At 27.2% G+C, this 18,501-nt stretch carries 20 protein-coding genes; 16 read left to right on the top strand and 4 right to left on the bottom strand.

The window, feature by feature from the left end; translation table 4 throughout:
• Positions 1–9 precede the first annotated feature (9 nt).
• Positions 10–2,190: a spiroplasma phage ORF1-like family protein gene (locus AACK91_RS06660; protein ID WP_338965368.1), complete on the top strand. Its 2,181-nt coding sequence runs from the start codon at positions 10–12 to the stop codon at positions 2,188–2,190.
• A gap of 185 nt (positions 2,191–2,375) precedes the next feature.
• On the opposite strand, the gene AACK91_RS06665 is transcribed toward AACK91_RS06660, so the two are convergent.
• The gene (locus tag AACK91_RS06665; protein WP_338965369.1) at positions 2,376–2,621 is read right to left on the bottom strand and encodes a lipoprotein; all 246 of its coding nucleotides are present in this window, start codon (positions 2,619–2,621) and stop codon (positions 2,376–2,378) included.
• Between the two features lie 78 nt (positions 2,622–2,699).
• Here AACK91_RS06665 and AACK91_RS06670 point away from each other — a divergent pair, with 78 nt between their 5' ends.
• Entirely contained in the window at positions 2,700–3,686 is a 987-nt protein-coding gene (locus AACK91_RS06670) for an IS30 family transposase (protein ID WP_338965371.1), read from the top strand.
• A 113-nt stretch (positions 3,687–3,799) separates the two neighbouring features.
• Positions 3,800–4,153: a S1 RNA-binding domain-containing protein gene (locus AACK91_RS06675; RefSeq protein ID WP_338965372.1), complete on the top strand. Its 354-nt coding sequence runs from the start codon at positions 3,800–3,802 to the stop codon at positions 4,151–4,153.
• Positions 4,154–4,310: 157 nt separating this feature from the next.
• Here AACK91_RS06675 and AACK91_RS06680 read toward each other — a convergent pair whose 3' ends face one another.
• Together AACK91_RS06680 and map are read right to left on the bottom strand one after the other, a co-directional pair.
• Complete coding sequence (locus tag AACK91_RS06680) at positions 4,311–5,273, bottom strand: IS1/IS1595 family N-terminal zinc-binding domain-containing protein (RefSeq protein ID WP_338963247.1); 963 nt, start codon at positions 5,271–5,273, stop codon at positions 4,311–4,313.
• Positions 5,274–5,388: 115 nt separating this feature from the next.
• Complete coding sequence (gene map, locus AACK91_RS06685; RefSeq protein ID WP_338965373.1) at positions 5,389–6,132, bottom strand: type I methionyl aminopeptidase; 744 nt, start codon at positions 6,130–6,132, stop codon at positions 5,389–5,391.
• A 183-nt stretch (positions 6,133–6,315) separates the two neighbouring features.
• Here map and AACK91_RS06690 point away from each other — a divergent pair, with 183 nt between their 5' ends.
• Positions 6,316–7,278 (top strand): IS1/IS1595 family N-terminal zinc-binding domain-containing protein, encoded by a 963-nt coding sequence (locus tag AACK91_RS06690; protein WP_338963247.1) that lies wholly within the window; start codon positions 6,316–6,318, stop codon positions 7,276–7,278.
• A 177-nt stretch (positions 7,279–7,455) separates the two neighbouring features.
• Positions 7,456–7,638 (top strand): hypothetical protein, encoded by a 183-nt coding sequence (locus AACK91_RS06695; protein WP_242441434.1) that lies wholly within the window; start codon positions 7,456–7,458, stop codon positions 7,636–7,638.
• Between the two features lie 46 nt (positions 7,639–7,684).
• On the opposite strand, the gene AACK91_RS06700 is transcribed toward AACK91_RS06695, so the two are convergent.
• Positions 7,685–8,167, bottom strand: coding sequence for a hypothetical protein (locus AACK91_RS06700; protein WP_338965376.1), 483 nt, complete (start codon positions 8,165–8,167; stop codon positions 7,685–7,687).
• A gap of 127 nt (positions 8,168–8,294) precedes the next feature.
• On the opposite strand from AACK91_RS06700, the gene AACK91_RS06705 reads away from it, so the two are divergent.
• The 11 genes from AACK91_RS06705 to asnS all read left to right on the top strand — a co-directional run bounded on the left by AACK91_RS06705 (position 8,295) and on the right by asnS (position 18,454).
• A complete protein-coding gene (locus AACK91_RS06705) occupies positions 8,295–9,266 on the top strand; it encodes a glycosyltransferase family 2 protein (protein WP_338965378.1) in 972 nt (323 codons plus the stop codon).
• A 6-nt stretch (positions 9,267–9,272) separates the two neighbouring features.
• A complete protein-coding gene (locus AACK91_RS06710) occupies positions 9,273–10,034 on the top strand; it encodes an RDD family protein (protein ID WP_338965380.1) in 762 nt (253 codons plus the stop codon).
• Between the two features lie 38 nt (positions 10,035–10,072).
• Positions 10,073–12,262, top strand: a complete 2,190-nt coding sequence (locus AACK91_RS06715; RefSeq protein ID WP_338965382.1) for an ATP-dependent helicase — start codon at positions 10,073–10,075, stop codon at positions 12,260–12,262.
• A gap of 15 nt (positions 12,263–12,277) precedes the next feature.
• The gene (locus AACK91_RS06720; RefSeq protein ID WP_338965383.1) at positions 12,278–13,186 is read left to right on the top strand and encodes a hypothetical protein; all 909 of its coding nucleotides are present in this window, start codon (positions 12,278–12,280) and stop codon (positions 13,184–13,186) included.
• An 83-nt stretch (positions 13,187–13,269) separates the two neighbouring features.
• Positions 13,270–13,533, top strand: coding sequence for an HPr family phosphocarrier protein (locus AACK91_RS06725; RefSeq protein WP_338965384.1), 264 nt, complete (start codon positions 13,270–13,272; stop codon positions 13,531–13,533).
• Between the two features lie 133 nt (positions 13,534–13,666).
• A complete protein-coding gene (gene tsaD / locus AACK91_RS06730; protein ID WP_338965386.1) occupies positions 13,667–14,623 on the top strand; it encodes a tRNA (adenosine(37)-N6)-threonylcarbamoyltransferase complex transferase subunit TsaD in 957 nt (318 codons plus the stop codon).
• A 5-nt stretch (positions 14,624–14,628) separates the two neighbouring features.
• Positions 14,629–15,444, top strand: coding sequence for a MurR/RpiR family transcriptional regulator (locus AACK91_RS06735; RefSeq protein WP_338965388.1), 816 nt, complete (start codon positions 14,629–14,631; stop codon positions 15,442–15,444).
• Positions 15,445–15,447: 3 nt separating this feature from the next.
• The gene (locus tag AACK91_RS06740) at positions 15,448–15,789 is read left to right on the top strand and encodes a hypothetical protein (protein ID WP_338965390.1); all 342 of its coding nucleotides are present in this window, start codon (positions 15,448–15,450) and stop codon (positions 15,787–15,789) included.
• 5 nt (positions 15,790–15,794) lie between these two features.
• Positions 15,795–16,277 (top strand): SIS domain-containing protein, encoded by a 483-nt coding sequence (locus tag AACK91_RS06745; protein WP_338965391.1) that lies wholly within the window; start codon positions 15,795–15,797, stop codon positions 16,275–16,277.
• 78 nt (positions 16,278–16,355) lie between these two features.
• Positions 16,356–17,069: a purine-nucleoside phosphorylase gene (deoD, locus tag AACK91_RS06750; protein WP_338965392.1), complete on the top strand. Its 714-nt coding sequence runs from the start codon at positions 16,356–16,358 to the stop codon at positions 17,067–17,069.
• Between the two features lie 20 nt (positions 17,070–17,089).
• Positions 17,090–18,454, top strand: coding sequence for an asparagine--tRNA ligase (gene asnS, locus AACK91_RS06755; RefSeq protein ID WP_338965394.1), 1,365 nt, complete (start codon positions 17,090–17,092; stop codon positions 18,452–18,454).
• Positions 18,455–18,501 lie beyond the last annotated feature (47 nt).

Here is an 18,501-nt window from a genome sequence, read left to right on the forward strand (position 1 = left end):
GAGTTATTTATGAAAAAATTATTTTCTTTATTTTCAATAGGACTTTTAGGGCTTTTAGGTTTAATTATTCCTTTTATTACTTTAACAGCATTTAAACCGTTAAATCAACAAAATTATACTGTTAATCAACAAACAACAGGAATGAATGAAACTGATTTTATTAATACAATGTTTTTACGCAGTAGTTTTTTTGAAAATTGGTCTGAAACCAATTATTTTATTAATCCAACTTTAAAAACATCGCAATCATTAACTTATAATGATAAATGATATTTAGATTTTTTAAAGGATAGTTATTCAACGGGGATTTCATTTGATAAACCCAGTAATGAATTTATGGATTTATACAAAAATTGAGATAGTTATGTTAAACAATATAACATTGATAAATTTTATGATGTTGATAAAAAACAATTTCTAAAAGAATTAACAAATTTTTCTTATTCTTTTGCTAAGTATTTTAATACTGTTGAAATAATTAATAAATTAGAAAAAAGTATTGACAATTTGCAACAAGTTAATTTAAAATTTCAGAATTGAAAATGATATTCAGGAGATGAATTGAACCATGGACCAACTAATAAATGATATATATTAATATCTAAATCAACTAATTCAACTGATGCAGTATATGCAATAGATTTAATTCATTTTACAACAAGTACAAGTATTAAAACAACATATCCATTTTTAAAGTCAATATACAGATGAGAAAATACAAGTATTCCAACTGATAAACAAGTTCCTGAAATAGATAATCAAGGTAATCTTCTTTTTTATACTGATAATGATTATCAAAAGGTTCGTTCTTTTTTATTAAAGTATATTGATGTAATTGTTCAAGAAAATATTAGAATACAGCAAGGTGGTAATCCTGATTATGATGATTCAAATTTAGGCAGTCAAAGAATAATCTTTGATTTTGAAATTATTAATAATATGGAAAAATTGGACTGAAAACCTAGTATTATTTTAACTAGAAAATCAATTTATCGAATGATTTTAACGATTGATGAACATAAAAATATTGTTGCTGGTAGTTTAGAATTAACACATCTTAAACAATATTGGGATGGTAATAATGCAAATAGTTATCGATATACTGATGATTTAGGTTTTTTGTTTACTTTTATGAAAGAAAAAGATAGTATCTTTAATTTTAGTGTTGAAACATATAATTATAATCAAGATAATACTCCTAATACTGGTAAAGATATTTTTGAACAGATGAAAGGCCAAATTGATATTAATAAGTTTTTAAAAGCATTTTTTGCTCATGCTTTAGTTCCAGTATTCCAAAATCGTAGTAATTTTATTGAAAGTGGTTATATTGATAATTTAGAATATAATACTGTTTTAATTAATTTTTTTGGTTTGAAATTAGTTAATTTTAGAGATGTTTTAATTGATGAAAATAATACGAATAAAAATCAATTTGAAAAATTGTTAAATAGTATGTTTACAGTTTCGCAAAACTTTTATAAAGATTATTTACGAACAATTTTTGACTTAGAAAACAATACTTATGTGCAAGGTTATAATAAAAAATATGGTTTATTAGCAAATAATGGTTTTAAGATTTATCCTCGTTATTTTTATTTTTCTGATAAATATAAGCAACTAGATATTAAATTGTATTCAGCATTTAAAAAACGATTTTATAACATTAACTATGGTAATGTATTTAATTATGATTTTTCTGTTGCAAATGATTATAATATTAATCAAAATGAAGGTTATATTTTTGAAGGTGCTTTAAAAGATAAATATGGTTTAAAATATAAAAAGATTGAAGAACAAAAAATTGGTTATAATGTTTTTGAATTACAAGCACAAAAAGAAAATGATATGTATCGTTATTATGATTTTAATTTTGGTATTTATAACTGACAAGAAATAAATAATGGTGGATTATTTCCTGATGGGCAATGATGACAAGCACAATATGAAAGTTGTAGTTGATATAATTTAGCGTGTCATATTAGAAATGCGGCAATTTGAATTGTAAATAATATTCCTGGTGTTAAGCAAGTGAATGAATTAGCAAGCGGAGTTGGTAAAATATTTCAAACAATATATAGTTTTTTTAATCAAACATTCGAAGTATGAAAATTTAGTCCAGCATTATATAACACAATAACAAATATATTCCTATTAATTATTTTTATGAAATTTGTTCGATTAATATAAAAAAGGACTTATAGGTCCTTTTATTCTTTTCAATCAGTAATTTTACCTGTTTTATTATCAATTATTGGTAGAGCTGGTTTATTTAGTTCTTCTCATCTGTATATTGACTTTAAAAGTGGATATGTTGTTTTAATACTTGTACTTGTTGTAAAATGAATTAAATCTATTGCATATACTGCATCAGTTTAATTAGTTGATTTAGATATTAATATATATCATTTATTAGTTGGTCCATGGTTCAATTCATCTCCTGAATATCATTTTCAATTACTTCCAATTGGTGGTTCTTGTGGTTGTTGTGGTTCAGGTGTAGGTTTCGGTTTATTACCCCCTCCGTTTTCATTGTTATTTGGTTTTTCACAACTAATTAATGTTGTTGTACTTGTTGCTGTTAATCCGATTGCTCCTAAAATGCTAAGTCATTTTTTCATATATTTAACTCCTTACTTAAAATGCTATAATTATTTTAAGTAAATTATAACATATTTTAATATTTTAGGAGGTAAAGTGTGAAAAAATATGAAAGATTAGATATTAATGAAAGAGTAAATTTGGAAAAATTAAAAAACAATGAATTATTTAAAAAGAAAAATGGAACAATTAATATTCGAAAAATTGCTAAGCAAATGAATAGAGATTATAGAACTATTTGGCAAGAATTAAATATGTTTGATAATATTGGTGATTATAATGCTGCAAAAGCACAAAAAATACATGATAAAAACAAAAAACAATGTCGTAAATATTCAATGTTAAATTCACAAGAATTAAGTCATTTTTCTAATGAATATAATAATTTTGGTCGTTCGCCACAAAATATTATTATGTCGTATGAATTACAATATAATGTAAAATTTAGTGTATGTTTTAAAACAATGTATAAATATATTAGATTAGGTTATTTTAATTTATCAAAAAATAATTTGTATTTTAAAAATAAAAAGCGAAAAACTAAAAATGGTGAAAAAAATGATAATCGTGGTGTATTGCTTAATATTAGAGATTATAAGCAATTTTTAAATGATTATGGAGATGATTTAAGTTTTAGTGGAATTTGAGAAATGGATACCCTTGATTGTGGTAATTTTCATTTGTTAGTTTTAGTAAATCGGAAATCTAAAATAGTTTTTTATGATATTTTATTTACTAAAAAAGCAAGTATTGTGTTAATGGTTTTAATGAAAATGATTAGACAAATTGGTATTAATAAATTTAGTTGTATTTTAACAGATAGAGGAAAAGAATTTTATAAATGAAAACTAATAGAAAAATATTTAAAAATAAGAGTTTATTTTTGTGACCCTGGAAAACCAAAACAAAAAGCATTAGTTGAAAGGATAAATAGAGATATAAGGCGTTGGTTTTTACGAAATGAGCCTATAATTAATATTCGCAGTAGATTAAAATCTGTTTTAGATATATTAAATACTACAATAAGACCTTGTTTAGGGGATTTTACATCAAAACAATATTTTAAAAAAATATTTGTTCATTAATTAGTTAATGTATATAATAAAAATAATAAAATCTATTAATTATTTTTGTGTTTAACAAATTTTTTTCAGCATTTTAATAATATAATTAGATTTTAGTAAAGGAGAAAAAATATATGTATGATAAAAATAACAAAATTATTGTAAAAATAACAAATATTATTCCCTATGGTGCTTTTTGTCGAGCAGAAAAGGCTGATGGTTTAATCCATATTAGTGAAGTTTCAGATTATTTTGTTAAAGATATTAAATATTTTTTTGATATTGGTGATGAAATTGAAGTTGAGGTGCTTGATTTTAATATAGTTAAAAAACATCTTAAATTAAGTTATAAAAATTGTCACCCTGAATTATTAAAAAATGATGATAAAGAAATTCAGGAAATAAAAACAGCATTCCAAAACTTAAATAAAAGACAAAATAAAACAGACAATATTGAAAATATTAGTAAAACAAACGAAAATAAATAAATTAATAAAAATATAAAAAAGTAAAAAATAGTTTTATTACTACTTTTTACTTTTTTACTTTAATTTTGTCGAAAACTCTTGATGAAATAAAAAAAATCATCAATATGACAATTTGAAAACTAATTTTGTGTAAGATTATGATTTTGCTTTAAATTTTTTAAACGTTAAAATATAATACCGTTGATTGTTGGTTTGGTGTTAAACCTTTGTGTTGGTATTTTCATTTTCAGAGCTTTAAATAATTTTGAATATTAGTGAAACCCAAACCATGATAATGAATTAAGGCTTCTTTAAGACTGGATTGTAATTTACTAATCTTATTTAACTTTTGATAACTAGTATCAGGGTTTGTACTAGTTTTGGTGGAATATAGAGTAGAATTTGTTTGTTTTGCTACTAATAAATATAGTGGTTGCATATCAGAAATAATTATTGATTTTTCTTTAATTAGTTGCTTATTCATATTTTCAATAATCCATTGTTTTTGTAATCTTTTGGTATTGGTGGATTGAACAAAAATATTATTATTGCTATCAACTGCCATTTGAATACAGCATTTGGTATCAGTTGAAAATGGATCGAGATGAGTTTTTCGTTTATCAAATTTATCTTTAAAATTGCCTTTATGAATTTCTTTAATAAATGTTTCATCCATTTGGATTTGACCATTTAATTTTTTAAATTTTAACTGTGTATTTTCTAATTGTTTTGATTGCATTAATTTTTGTCGATTATATCAAGCGGTTTTTGGGGTTGTTTTAATAAAACGAGAAATTATTTTACTAGATTGTCCTAACAATGAAATTTGAATTAATAAATTTCACTGTTCATAATTTAAATGACTTCAATAAGTAAAATGATGACGAAATGCATCAAAACTAGCACGACATTTTTTACATAAATATTTTTGTTTTCCTTCGGAATTATGACCATTTTTAACACAATGAAAAGATTTGCAATTAGGACATATAATGCCTTTATCTCTAAATTTTTGATCAATTTCATTTAAACGTTTTTGTTTTTTAATTAAGTCTGCTTGTTGTTTTATTTTTTCATAAAATTCTAAAAATTGATCATCTGTTAAGCTATTTATTAATTCTGTAATTATTTTTTTCATCATTTATTTACCTCCATATATTAAAAATATACCTAATTTTAGGTATATTTTATAAATATCAAGAGTTTTCGACAAAATTAAAGTTCAAATTTAAAAATTATAAAAATAATAAAAAACGTTATGTTAAAACCTCATAACCAGTTTCAGTAATTAATATCGTATGCTCAAAGTGGGCACTCGCTAATCCTAATGCCGAAACAGGTGTTCACCCATCATCTAACATTTTAATCGCTTTAGTTCCAATTTGGACCATTGGTTCAATACAAATTGTCATCCCTGCTTGCAACCGCAGCCCCGTTCCCGCACTTCCAACATTCGGAATTATTGGGTCTTCATGTAAACTGCGCCCAATTCCGTGACCAGTAAATTCAGTTGGTAAGTAAAAGCCTTCCCCTTCAACATATGTTTGGATTACAGCACCAATATCACCAATCCGAACGCCTGGTTTTAAAATTGCCATTGCTTTTGTTAACGCTGTTTCTGTAACAGTTAGTAACTTAACATGCTCTGGATTTTGATCAGCATCAACAATAACAGTAAAAGCACCATCACTATTATAGCCCTTATAAGCACATCCTGCATCAATTGAAACAAGATCACCCACTTGGAATGGAACATCATTAGGAATCCCATGCACTAAGACAGTATTTAAAGAAACACAAATTGATGCAGGAAAACCATATAATCCTTTAAAATTGGGTTGACAATCATTTGCGGCAATAATTTCTTCTGCGCGATGATTAAGCATTATTCCTGTTACGCCCGGTTTAATCATTGCTCGTAATTCTTGATGAATTTGTTTTAAAACAACACCAGCTTTCTGCATATATTCAATTTCTTGCCCAGTTTTAATTGTAATCATGTTTTGACTCCATTTATTTTTTTATTGTATTGTATACTGTAAAACTAAATCATAAAAAGTTATAATTATATTAACATATTAATCATGAAATACAATAAAAAAGCTTTAATTTTGTCGAAAACTCTTGATATTTATAAAATATACCTAAAATTAGGTATATTTTTAATATATGGAGGTAAATAAATGATGAAAAAAATAATTACAGAATTAATAAATAGCTTAACAGATGATCAATTTTTAGAATTTTATGAAAAAATAAAACAACAAGCAGACTTAATTAAAAAACAAAAACGTTTAAATGAAATTGATCAAAAATTTAGAGATAAAGGCATTATATGTCCTAATTGCAAATCTTTTCATTGTGTTAAAAATGGTCATAATTCCGAAGGAAAACAAAAATATTTATGTAAAAAATGTCGTGCTAGTTTTGATGCATTTCGTCATCATTTTACTTATTGAAGTCATTTAAATTATGAACAGTGAAATTTATTAATTCAAATTTCATTGTTAGGACAATCTAGTAAAATAATTTCTCGTTTTATTAAAACAACCCCAAAAACCGCTTGATATAATCGACAAAAATTAATGCAATCAAAACAATTAGAAAATACACAGTTAAAATTTAAAAAATTAAATGGTCAAATCCAAATGGATGAAACATTTATTAAAGAAATTCATAAAGGCAATTTTAAAGATAAATTTGATAAACGAAAAACTCATCTCGATCCATTTTCAACTGATACCAAATGCTGTATTCAAATGGCAGTTGATAGCAATAATAATATTTTTGTTCAATCCACCAATACCAAAAGATTACAAAAACAATGGATTATTGAAAATATGAATAAGCAACTAATTAAAGAAAAATCAATAATTATTTCTGATATGCAACCACTATATTTATTAGTAGCAAAACAAACAAATTCTACTCTATATTCCACCAAAACTAGTACAAACCCTGATACTAGTTATCAAAAGTTAAATAAGATTAGTAAATTACAATCCAGTCTTAAAGAAGCCTTAATTCATTATCATGGTTTGGGTTTCACTAATATTCAAAATTATTTAAAGCTCTGAAAATGAAAATACCAACACAAAGGTTTAACACCAAACCAACAATCAACGGTATTATATTTTAACGTTTAAAAAATTTAAAGCAAAATCATAATCTTACACAAAATTAGTTTTCAAATTGTCATATTGATGATTTTTTTTATTTCATCAAGAGTTTTCGACAAAATTAAAGAATTTGAAATTGAAAAATATTCTAATATCGTGTATTATAAACAAATAGGGCTTGATAATTTATTATAGGGGGAGATAATGATGAGATTCAAAGAAAGAAATTGAACTTGAAAGATTAATATTTTTGGTAAGCATATTAAAGCGGGAACAGGAAAATATGACCCGTTTGATTATGGCCGTGTAAAACGAATGGCGCGCGAAGAAGCAAAACAACAACGATTAGAAGCAAAACAAAATCGTAATAATAATTATAATTTTTAAAACCATACTTAGAATTAAGTATGGTTTTTGTTTTTTGTGTTGGAAATTATTTTATAGGTGGTAAGTGATAAGAATTAGCAATTTTTTTATAAATCATTGTTTGACAATCTTCATCGGTATAACAATTAAACCGAAAAACACCAACAAAGTGATAACCAATGCCTTTTTCTTTTTCATTTAATTTTGCAAAAGTGACAAATTCAGTTTGCTGTTGGCTTTGTTGTTCACCAAGTTTTTTTCGTTTACTAAGCGGTTTGGTGCTATCAAATTGATAAAGATATGTTCCATCAGGAGCAATGTAATTGGCATAACCCTTTTCAATTCCCCCAGCAAGGCGATGGGGTGGTGGGATATTTACTAGTCACACTTGTTGGTGATCATTAATAGTATAACCACTTTTCAATGTTGAAAGATGATTTTCATCGGTAAAAAGGGCACTTAAAACATCAAAGATGGTACGAAAGATAATATCATCGGTTGTTTTAATTTCTCTTTGTTGTAAAATTTTTTGTAATGTTTCATTTGGCATTTTAAAACCTCTATTTTCAAAGCATTTAAGTTCAATGATTTTCTTTTCTAGTGTAATATAATAATTATACTAAAAAATAAATTAAAATGTTATAATTATTACAAGTATAAATAGGGGGGATACTAGTATGTTTTTATCATTTCTTATTGTAACACAGAATAACCCCGTCAAACTAATGAAAACATTAATGTCAATTAAAGAGCAAACCAATGGTGATTATGAAATTGTTTTAGTTGATGATACTGGTTTTCAACCTAAATCACAAACATTAGAGGTTATGAGTGAGCATTTTTATAATGTTGGTAAAAAAATGCAAGTCGTTACAAATTTACGAAGTCAAGGTTTTTCTTATGGTCTTAATAGTGCTATTTGTGTTGCGCGTGGGGATTATTTTATGATTGTTGATGAAGGCGAAGTTATTCATAAAACAGCTGTTGCTGTGCTAAAAGAAAATGTTACAAAACACCAAGTTGAGCATAAAAAAATTGATATTGTTGAATTTCGGTTACATTATCCGCATTCAAAAGGAAATAGTGAGATTCGTAATAAAGCTAATGTTTTATTATCTCCAAAAACAGATAAGGAAGTGTTAGCTTACACCCATTCTTTGGTTTTTACTAAAATTTTTCGGCGTAAATTAGTATTGCAAAAAAATATTATGTTACTTAATTATCGCCGGACTGATGCCTTCTTCATTTATAATATCTTAGCATATGCCAACGGTTTTTTAGCAATTGAAGATATTTTAGCTGATTATGAATTAGGGCTTGTCAATTATAGCGTTTTTGATTTACTAAAACAATGAATTTATATTTTTAATTTATATCGTGATTTAAATTTATATCGTGAGTATCAAGAAGAATTAGAATATGCCTTTATTCGTTTTTGTCTTGTGACATTTTTACGTCTGGTACGGTTGCAAAACAATAAAGCCTTATCAATTAAAGCGATTCATAGCACCGAAAATAAATTAGAACGACGATATAAAAGTTTTCTTAAAAATAAATACATTAAAGATATTCAAGAACCAAAGTTTAAAGTAATTGTTAGTGATATTAAAGGATTTATTAAAAATTGAAAACTAGAAAATGCTAAATAAGATTTTATGACAGAATTAAATGATAAAACTAAGCATTCGATGCAAAACAACGATACGGAGGATATGACAATAGCAACAACAACGAAAGGCGAAGATTATAACTTGCACCAATTAGCGCGACCAGCACGCATTATTTTCGTGCGTTTTCTTGATATTATTTTAGCTAGTTTAATTCCATTAATTTTAACTTTGACAATGAATTACTGATATGGTCAGCGTACTGTTTGACCACCAATTGTTGTGATTGGCATAACATTTTTGTTGTTCTTTTGTTATTTTGTCCTTTTACCGTATTTTTGAGATGGTAAAACGATTGGTAAGTTTTTGTTTCAAATTAAATTAGTTAACACAGAACAAAAGTTAAAATTAGGAGTTATTTTTACGCGAGAATTATTTATTATATTTTTGCCGTGGTTTATTGTATTATTAACAAATTTAAGTTTAAATTTAATTTTTCATGTTAATTTAGGTGATTTATTTCGAACAACTAACAAAAATCCCGTGGCAATTATTGTGATTCGAATTGTAACAACAACTTATTTTTTATGATATTTAGGGTTAATTTTTGCGGTTGTTTTAAATCCAAATCATCAAATTTTATTTGATCGTCATTTTAATTTATTTAATGTTAAAACAAAACCAATTGTTAAAAAACAAAAAAAGGCGTCAAAAAAACCAATAACAAGAGAGCATCAACATGTTCATTTACAAAAAGATCAACCGGGGAATATTTCTGATGAAATTTTAAAAGAAATTGATGAATTATAAGGTAAAATGTAATTGTTTGAAAAGAAAGGCAGAAGCACATGAGGAATGAATTTATTGAACATTTAAATCCAAATCAACGAGAGGCTGTCTTAGCAATTAATGGTTCTGTTCGAATTATTGCTGGCGCTGGTAGTGGAAAAACACGAGTAATTATTAATAAGATTGCTTATTTAATTAAATACGCTGATTTACAACCATGACGAATTTGTGCGGTGACTTTTACGAATAAAGCAGCGAATGAAATGAAAGAACGGATTGTTGACTTAATTGGTGTTAATGGCAAACGTTGTATGATTTCAACTTATCATGCTTTGTGTGTACGCATCTTACGCGAAGATATTGTTGCGCTAAATTATGAGCGTAATTTTAATATTATTGATATGGCTGATCAAGATAGTATTTTACGTAATATTTATAAAACATTTAATGCTAAGTATGATGCCCAAGAAAGCCGGATGGTAAAGAATTATATTAGTAATCAAAAGAATGATTTTATTAGTCCGGCCAGTGCAAAGGATAATGCAATTGGGGATGAAAAACGTTGAGCGGAAGTGTATGGACATTATGAGACACGGTTAAAAGAATTAAATAGTCTTGATTTTAACGATTTAATCTTGCTAACATATAAGTTATTTAAACACCATCCAGAAGTTTTAGAAAAATGACAAAATCGTTTTGATTATTTTTTAGTTGATGAATTTCAAGATACAAATGAAATTCAATTTGATATTATTAAATGATTAGTTGGTGACGCACATAATATTATGGTTGTTGGGGATCCTGATCAAACAATTTATTCATGACGGGGAGCAAAAGTTAGGTTAATTTTAAATCTTGAGCAATATTTTCCGGGAACAGAAACAATTATTCTGAATGAAAATTATCGATCAAGTCAAAGTATTTTGTCATTAGCTAATAATTTAATTGCAAATAATAAAGACCGAATTGAAAAGGATTTATTTACAAACCAAACATTAGGACAGTTACCAATTTTATATCATGCTGTAAATAGTGCTGATGAAAGTGACTTTGTGGCACGAAAAGTTAAGGAATTGATTAAACAAGAAAGTTATGATTATAAAGATGTTTTAATTTTATATCGGGCAAATTACTTATCGCGTGATTTAGAAGTTGCTTTAGCAGACTATGGAATTTCTTATCGTATTTTTGGAGCGTTCAAATTTTATGAACGAAAGGAAATTAAAGATGCGCTTGCCTTTTTAAAAATAATTATGAATAATGACCAGTTAGCAGTGGAACGAGTATTATTATTAACGCCAAAAATTGGTCCAAAAGCATTTGAACAAATTCTCACAGTTTTAAAAGAACGAGAATTAACTTTTACGGCATTGTTAGAACATCATTTTGATTTATTACCAACAAGTTTACAACATAATCTAGCTGCTTTACGCACAGCAATGTTAGCTGCTTTAACAGAATTACCAAAAACAGCAACAATTGAAAATCTGGTAATATTATTGTTAAATAAAACAGGATATCAACAACGTTTGCGTGATAATTTTGAAGAAGAACGTGAAGAAAATATTTTAGAATTAATTAACTCAATAAAAAAATTTGACCAGCAAAATGATAATCTAACTGGAGTTGAATTATTAAGTGAATACTTACAATTAGTTTCATTACAAACCGATAGTGATAGTGATAATTTAACTGATAATACTGTTTCTTTAATGACAATTCATAATGCGAAAGGATTAGAAAAAAAGATTGTTTTTATTGTTGGTTTAAATGAAGGAATTTTTCCATCAAGTCAGGCAATTAAAATGGGCTATGATCAGATTGAAGAGGAACGACGAACATTATATGTTGCGATTACAAGAGCACAAGAAATGTTATTTTTAAGTCATCCAGAAGGTTATTCATATATTACTGGAAACGAACGTTTTCCTTCGCGTTTTATTAAAGAATTAGATAGTGATTTTCATCAAAAGGTTAATAGTGAATTAATATTTAGTAAACCAAAACCTTTTTCAAACCGTAATGGGATGAAGTTAAGTGGTGAAACAACAGTTTTTCATTTGAACAAAAATGTTGAACCATCTTTTAAACCTAACTTATGAAAATTAAATGATACTGTTAGTCATGATTTGTTTGGCATTGGGGTGGTTGTAAAAATTATTGCTCAAAATGTACAAATTGTTTTTCCAGACCCGTACAAAGTTAAAATCATTTCAGCAGATAGTCAGGCAATTAAGAAAGTAGAATAAGGGAGGTTGAACTAGATGAAAATTAAAAATTATAAAGAATTAGCAAAAATTGCTGGTTGTGGTGTTGGCACAATTTCGCGCTATTTTAGTGGCGGTTCAATTAGTGATGATATGCGAGAGCGGATTAACGCAATTTTACAACAAAATGATTTTTTATTTAAAAAGAATCAGGTGCAAACAAATGTTACATTATTAATTTTTGATAAAACATCAAAATGGACTTGCCAAATTATTCAATTTTTAGCAAATAAATTAGCCAATGAAAATATTATGATTAATATCGTGTTGGTTAATGAAGATGAAAACCTCTTTGACTTAAAGCTACAAGCCTTACAACAACAATGAAATATGAAAATAATTATTTTTACTAGTTATTATGAAACAGTTTCAAAACTATTAAAAAAATATGAAAATAATATCAATGTTCTTCTGTTTGGACAACAAAATAACAAGTTCCAAGCATTATATTTTAACTTTGAAAAAATAATGTATCAATTAGTAACAAAAATTGCTTTGCAAACAAAAGCAATCTTGTATTTATCATTAGGAACAGAGTGAAAAACATTATATCGAGGATATTTTAAGGCTAGTAATGATTTAAACTTATTGACAAATTATCTTGTTTTAACTGTTGATGATTATGAAACTGATGTAACATTATTGACAAATAAGATAATTGACAAACATATTGAAACAGTAATTTGTGTTGATGAAGAAAGTTATTTTCTTGTTAAAAGTATTAAAAAATTAGATTGCAAAATTATTAATGTTATTTTTGAACCCAATTTAGTGACTAATTATTTGATATCAAATCAAGCAATTAAAATTAATTTTAATTGAATTATTGAACAGATAATGATATTTCTAAATTCAAGAACAATTTCTGATGAACAACAAGAAATTCCCGTTGAAATTATTGGTTAAAAAGGTAAAATTGTTGAATGATAATATAGTTATTTTTATTTTTTTGATATAATAAGTGAGTATATTTTAAAGGAGGAAATTTAATGGCATCATTTAAAGCTGTTATCGCTGATCCTGTTGGGATGCATGCTCGCCCAGCTGCATTAATTGTAGGAGAAGCAGGAAAGTACCAGTCAGATATTACTATTTTCTCAGGAGGAAAAACTGGTAATCTGAAATCAATTATGACTATTATTGCGTTAGGAATTCACCAAGGTGCAGAAGTGGAAATTGTTGCATCAGGTGCTGACGAAAAATCTGCAATTGCAGGAATCGAAAAAGTAATGAAAGACAACAAGGTTATTTAGATTGGATTTTTATTGAATATACAAAACAAAAATAAATACTACAATTTTGTAGTATTTTTTATTATTTTTGATAGTAATCGGTTTCTTATCATTTTATTAAAAATTATTATATAATATTTTAGAGGTGTATGTAATGGTAATTCTTGCAATTGAAACAAGTTGTGATGAAACTAGTGTTGCGATTTATAAAAATGGAAAAATTTTAGCAAATGTTATTTCGTCCCAAATTAATGAACACACAAAATGTGGTGGTGTTGTTCCAGAGCTTGCGTCCCGCTTGCATTTAAAAAATTTTCCATATGTTTTATTAGAAGCTTTACAAACAGCAAAAATAAAAATCACAGATTTACAATACATTGCTTACACAGCAAAACCAGGTTTAATTGGTGCGTTACATATTGGTAAAATAATTGCTGAAACTTTAGCCAGCTATTTAGCAATTCCAATTCTGCCATTAAATCATTTATATGGTCATATTTACGCTAGTGCAATTGATAATAATTTTTTATTTCCCTTGTTAGCGGTCCTTGTTAGTGGTGGCCATACCCAACTAATATTAATGAAAAAACATTTAGATTTTGAAATTTTAGGTTCAACATTAGATGATGCAGTTGGTGAATGTTATGATAAAGTTGCACGCATGCTAGAACTAGGATATCCTGGCGGGCCAATCATTGATAAAATAGCAGGAACTGGGACACCAACCGCTTATCATTTACCATTGCCTTTGAATGACCAAAGTTATAATTTTTCTTTTAGTGGTTTAAAATCAGCGGCAGCTAATTTAATTGCAAAAGAACACGGTAAGGAAAATCTTAACCTCCCTAATTTTTGTGCCACCTTTCAGAAAACTTGTGTTGATATTATTATGCGAAAAACAAAGTTGGCAATTAAAAATTTTCAACCAAAGATGGTTACGTTAGTTGGCGGCGTTTCTGCCAATAGTGCATTGCGGACAGCAATATTAGATCTAGCAACATCAAATTTAAAAGTAATCATTCCAAAATTAGAATATTGTACTGATAATGCTGCAATGATTGCCCGCTTGGCGGAACAAGAATTAATGGAAAATAGAATAAAAGGAGATTAGATACAATGGCATCGTTTTTATCAAAATTAGAGACATTTGATTCAAAGAATTTTACCAAAAAGGAAAATGAAATAATTAAATATATTAAAGAAAATATGAAAGAAGTAACAACAATGAATATTGAAATTTTAGCACAACGAGTTAATACTGGTTATAGTGCAATTTATGGTTTGTTACGAAAAGTGCAAATTAAAGGTTATCGTGATTTTCTAATTGCAATTGCTGCTGATGTTGAAATTAAATCATTAGATTTTGAAAACATGGAAAGTTTAATGAAAAAAACATACTTTGATATTCTTAATCAAAATGATACGATGATTAATAATGATGTAATGAATCAAACGATTAATGCTATTAAGGTAGCATATCGAATTTTTGTGATTGGAATGGGTTCAACTAATGCGTTATCACAAACTTTAGCATTAGAATTATATCACTTTGGTTTTAATGCCTTTAATTTAAATGAAAATGAAGAGGATCTAATGGTTCGTTCTCGTTTTATGAATAAAAATGATTTAATTTTAGCTTATTCATTATTTGGTGATAATGAATCAGTCAACAAAGCTTTAACAATTGCGAAAGAAAAAGGAGTTACAATTATTGCTATTTCTGGAAAAGATATGTCAAAAGCGGTTCAATTATCAAATTGATCACATATTATTTCTACCCCTAATCAACGCGCTAATGACCATAAAATTTATGTCAATAAACTATTACCTTGAATGTATTTTACTGATCATTTAATTAATAAGATTTGATCATCAGATATCGTTGATAAAGAGTTTGTCATGGCACAACAAGATAATCGTTGGGATTATTAACAAATGGAAAATATTTCAATCCTTTCTAAGTTATCAATGATTCAAGGAAGTTGTACTAAAAAAGAAGTTAAAATTGCTAATTATATTCGCGATAATGTTCGCAATATTCGTAATATCAAGATTGAAGAATTATCAAAAGCAACGGGCATTGGTTATTCGCCAATTTATTCTTTAATTGATAAATTAGGTTTTAAAGGTTATCGTGATTTTATTATTGCAATTGTTGCTGAACAAGAACGATTAGAAACTAATAATTTAAATTTAGATGCAACAGAGAATATTTTTTATATTATCAAGATATTTTACAACGTAACAATCAAATTTTTCATAGTGATAAATTGTTAGAAACAGTGACACTACTAAAAAAAGCAAAAGCAATTTATTTAGTTGGTGTTGGTAATACCGGTTTATCAGTAAAAGAGTTAGCTAATCGTTTATTTAGTTTTGGTTTTGCTTGTAGTATTTTAGTTGAAGATGAAAATAATACTATTATGCGGGCAAGTTTAATGCAACCAGATGATTTACTAATTTGTATGAGTTTAGAGGGAAAAACACAATCTGTTGTTGCGGCTGCAAAAGAAGCAAAAAACAATGGTGCAAATGTTGTTGCCGTTACTTCAAAATATAATTCTGATTTATCAAAATATGCTGATGTTAACCATATTGTTGTTTCATCATCATTATATGAAAAAAGTGAAATTTTTATTTCAGTGCTATTACCATTAATATATTGAAACGATAATTTAATTCAGGTGTTATTATCAATGGATAAAGATCGCCAATATTTAGAAAATAAGGTTAAAAGTAATAAAATTTTAAAAAAGTATCGTTAAATTGCAAGGAACTAATGTTTCTTTTTGTTTTCTATAGTACAATATAAATTAAACATAGAATATTAAGAGGAGATTACAATGACACCACATATTAATGCCAAAAAAGAAGATATTGCTAAGACAGTTTTGATGCCCGGTGATCCATTACGAGCTAAATTTATTACGGAAACTTTTTTAGAAAATGTAAAATTAGTAAATGAAATTAGAAATATGTATATGTATACAGGGACTTATCAGAATAAACCAATTACAATTGCTGGAAACGGAATGGGTTGTCCAAGTATTGGGATTTATTCGTATGAATTATTTAAATTTTATTATGTTGATAATATTATTCGGGTTGGTTCAGCTGGAAGTTATGATGCAGCATTAAAAGTTTATGATATTGTTAATGTAACGGGAGCTTATGGCGAAAATAATTTTGCTGAAATTGTTGCTGGAGTTAATGATAAAGTTCTTCAAGCTTCACAAGATATTTTTGAAACAATTGAAGAAGTTGCTCAAGCAGCTAAGATTAAGACCTATCCTGGCATTGTCCATTCTTCTGATGTTTTTTATCGTAAAAATGCAGATGATTGAAAGAAGATTAAAGCTGAATATAATGCGGTTTGTGTTGAAATGGAATCATTTGCTTTGTTTGCTAATGCGTTAGCATTAAATAAAAAAGCAGCAACATTATTAACGATTTCAGATTCGTTTATTTCAGGTGAAGTTACCTCCTCTGCTACTGAACGCCAAAATAATTTTCACCAGATGGTTGAATTAGCATTACAAAGTGCAATTAAATTATAAAAACAAAAAGGAGATAAATAATGACGACAGTTTTACAATTATATCAAGATCAGATTCAAGATCAAAGTGAAATTACGATTTTAGGATGAGTGCGTTCAAATCGTAGTAGTGGAAAATTAGGGTTTCTAGTTGTTAATGATGGAACTATTTTTGACAATGTTCAAATTGTTTATAAGGCGGAACAATTAACTAATTTTTTAGAACTTAGTGGCGTACGTGTTTCATCGGTAGTAAAAGTTACCGGAAAGTTTTGTTTAACGCCAACTGCAAAGCAACAATTTGAAATTCAAGCAAGTAACATTGAAATTCTTGACCAAGCAAGTGAAGATTACCCGTTACAAAAAAAAGAACACACTTATGAATATTTACGTGAAATTGCACATTTACGAGCAAAAACTAATACTTTTAATGCAATTTTTCGAATTCGTAGCAGCAGTGCTTTTGCAATTCACGAATTCTTTAACAAAAATAATTTTATTTATGTTCATACTCCAATTATTACAGGGAATGATGCTGAAGGAGCTGGTGAATCATTTGTTGTTACAACAAGAACCGATGATCATTATGCCGAAGATTTCTTTGGCAAAAAAGCTAGTTTAACCGTTTCTGGCCAACTTCATGCTGAAGGGTTTGCGCAAGCCTTTCGTCAAGTTTATACTTTTGGCCCAACCTTTCGGGCAGAAAATTCTAACACAACAAAACATGCTGCCGAATTTTGAATGATTGAACCAGAAGTTGCGTTTATTGATTTAACCGAGAATATGGACTTAATTGAAACAATGGTGAAATATATTATTAATTATTTATTCAATAATAATCATCGTGAACTTGCGTTCTTAAATGATAATGGTGATGATCAGTTACTAACAAGATTACAAAATGTTGTTAATAATCAATTTGTGCGACTTTCATATACCGAAGCAATTACAATTTTACAAACAGCAGTAAAGAATGGTCATAAATTTGATAATGCTGATATTTTTTGGGGAATGGATTTACAAACTGAACATGAAAGATATTTATGTGAACAAGAAACTAAGAAACCAACGTTTTTATTTAACTATCCAAAAGAGATTAAAGCTTTTTATATGAAAGTTAATGATAATAAAACAGTCGCTGCTTGTGATTTACTGGTGCCAGGAATTGGAGAATTAGTAGGAGGAAGTGTTCGGGAAAATAGTTATGATAAGATTATTGCTCGTTGTCACGAATTAAAAATTCCAACAACAGATTTACAATGGTACTTAGATTTACGAAAATATGGTTATTATAAAAGTGCTGGGTTTGGACTTGGATTTGAACGTTTGGTAATGTATGTGACCGGAGCGTTGAATATTCGTGATGTGATTCCTTTCCCGCGTACTCCTCGTAATTTATTATTTTAATCTGATGCATACAAAAATTTTATTTAACAATAAAATTTTTTTTCTGC

It is taken from the genome of Spiroplasma endosymbiont of Sarcophaga carnaria (assembly GCF_964019595.1).
GTDB classification, from domain to species: domain Bacteria; phylum Bacillota_I; class Bacilli_A; order Mycoplasmatales; family Mycoplasmataceae; genus Spiroplasma; species Spiroplasma poulsonii.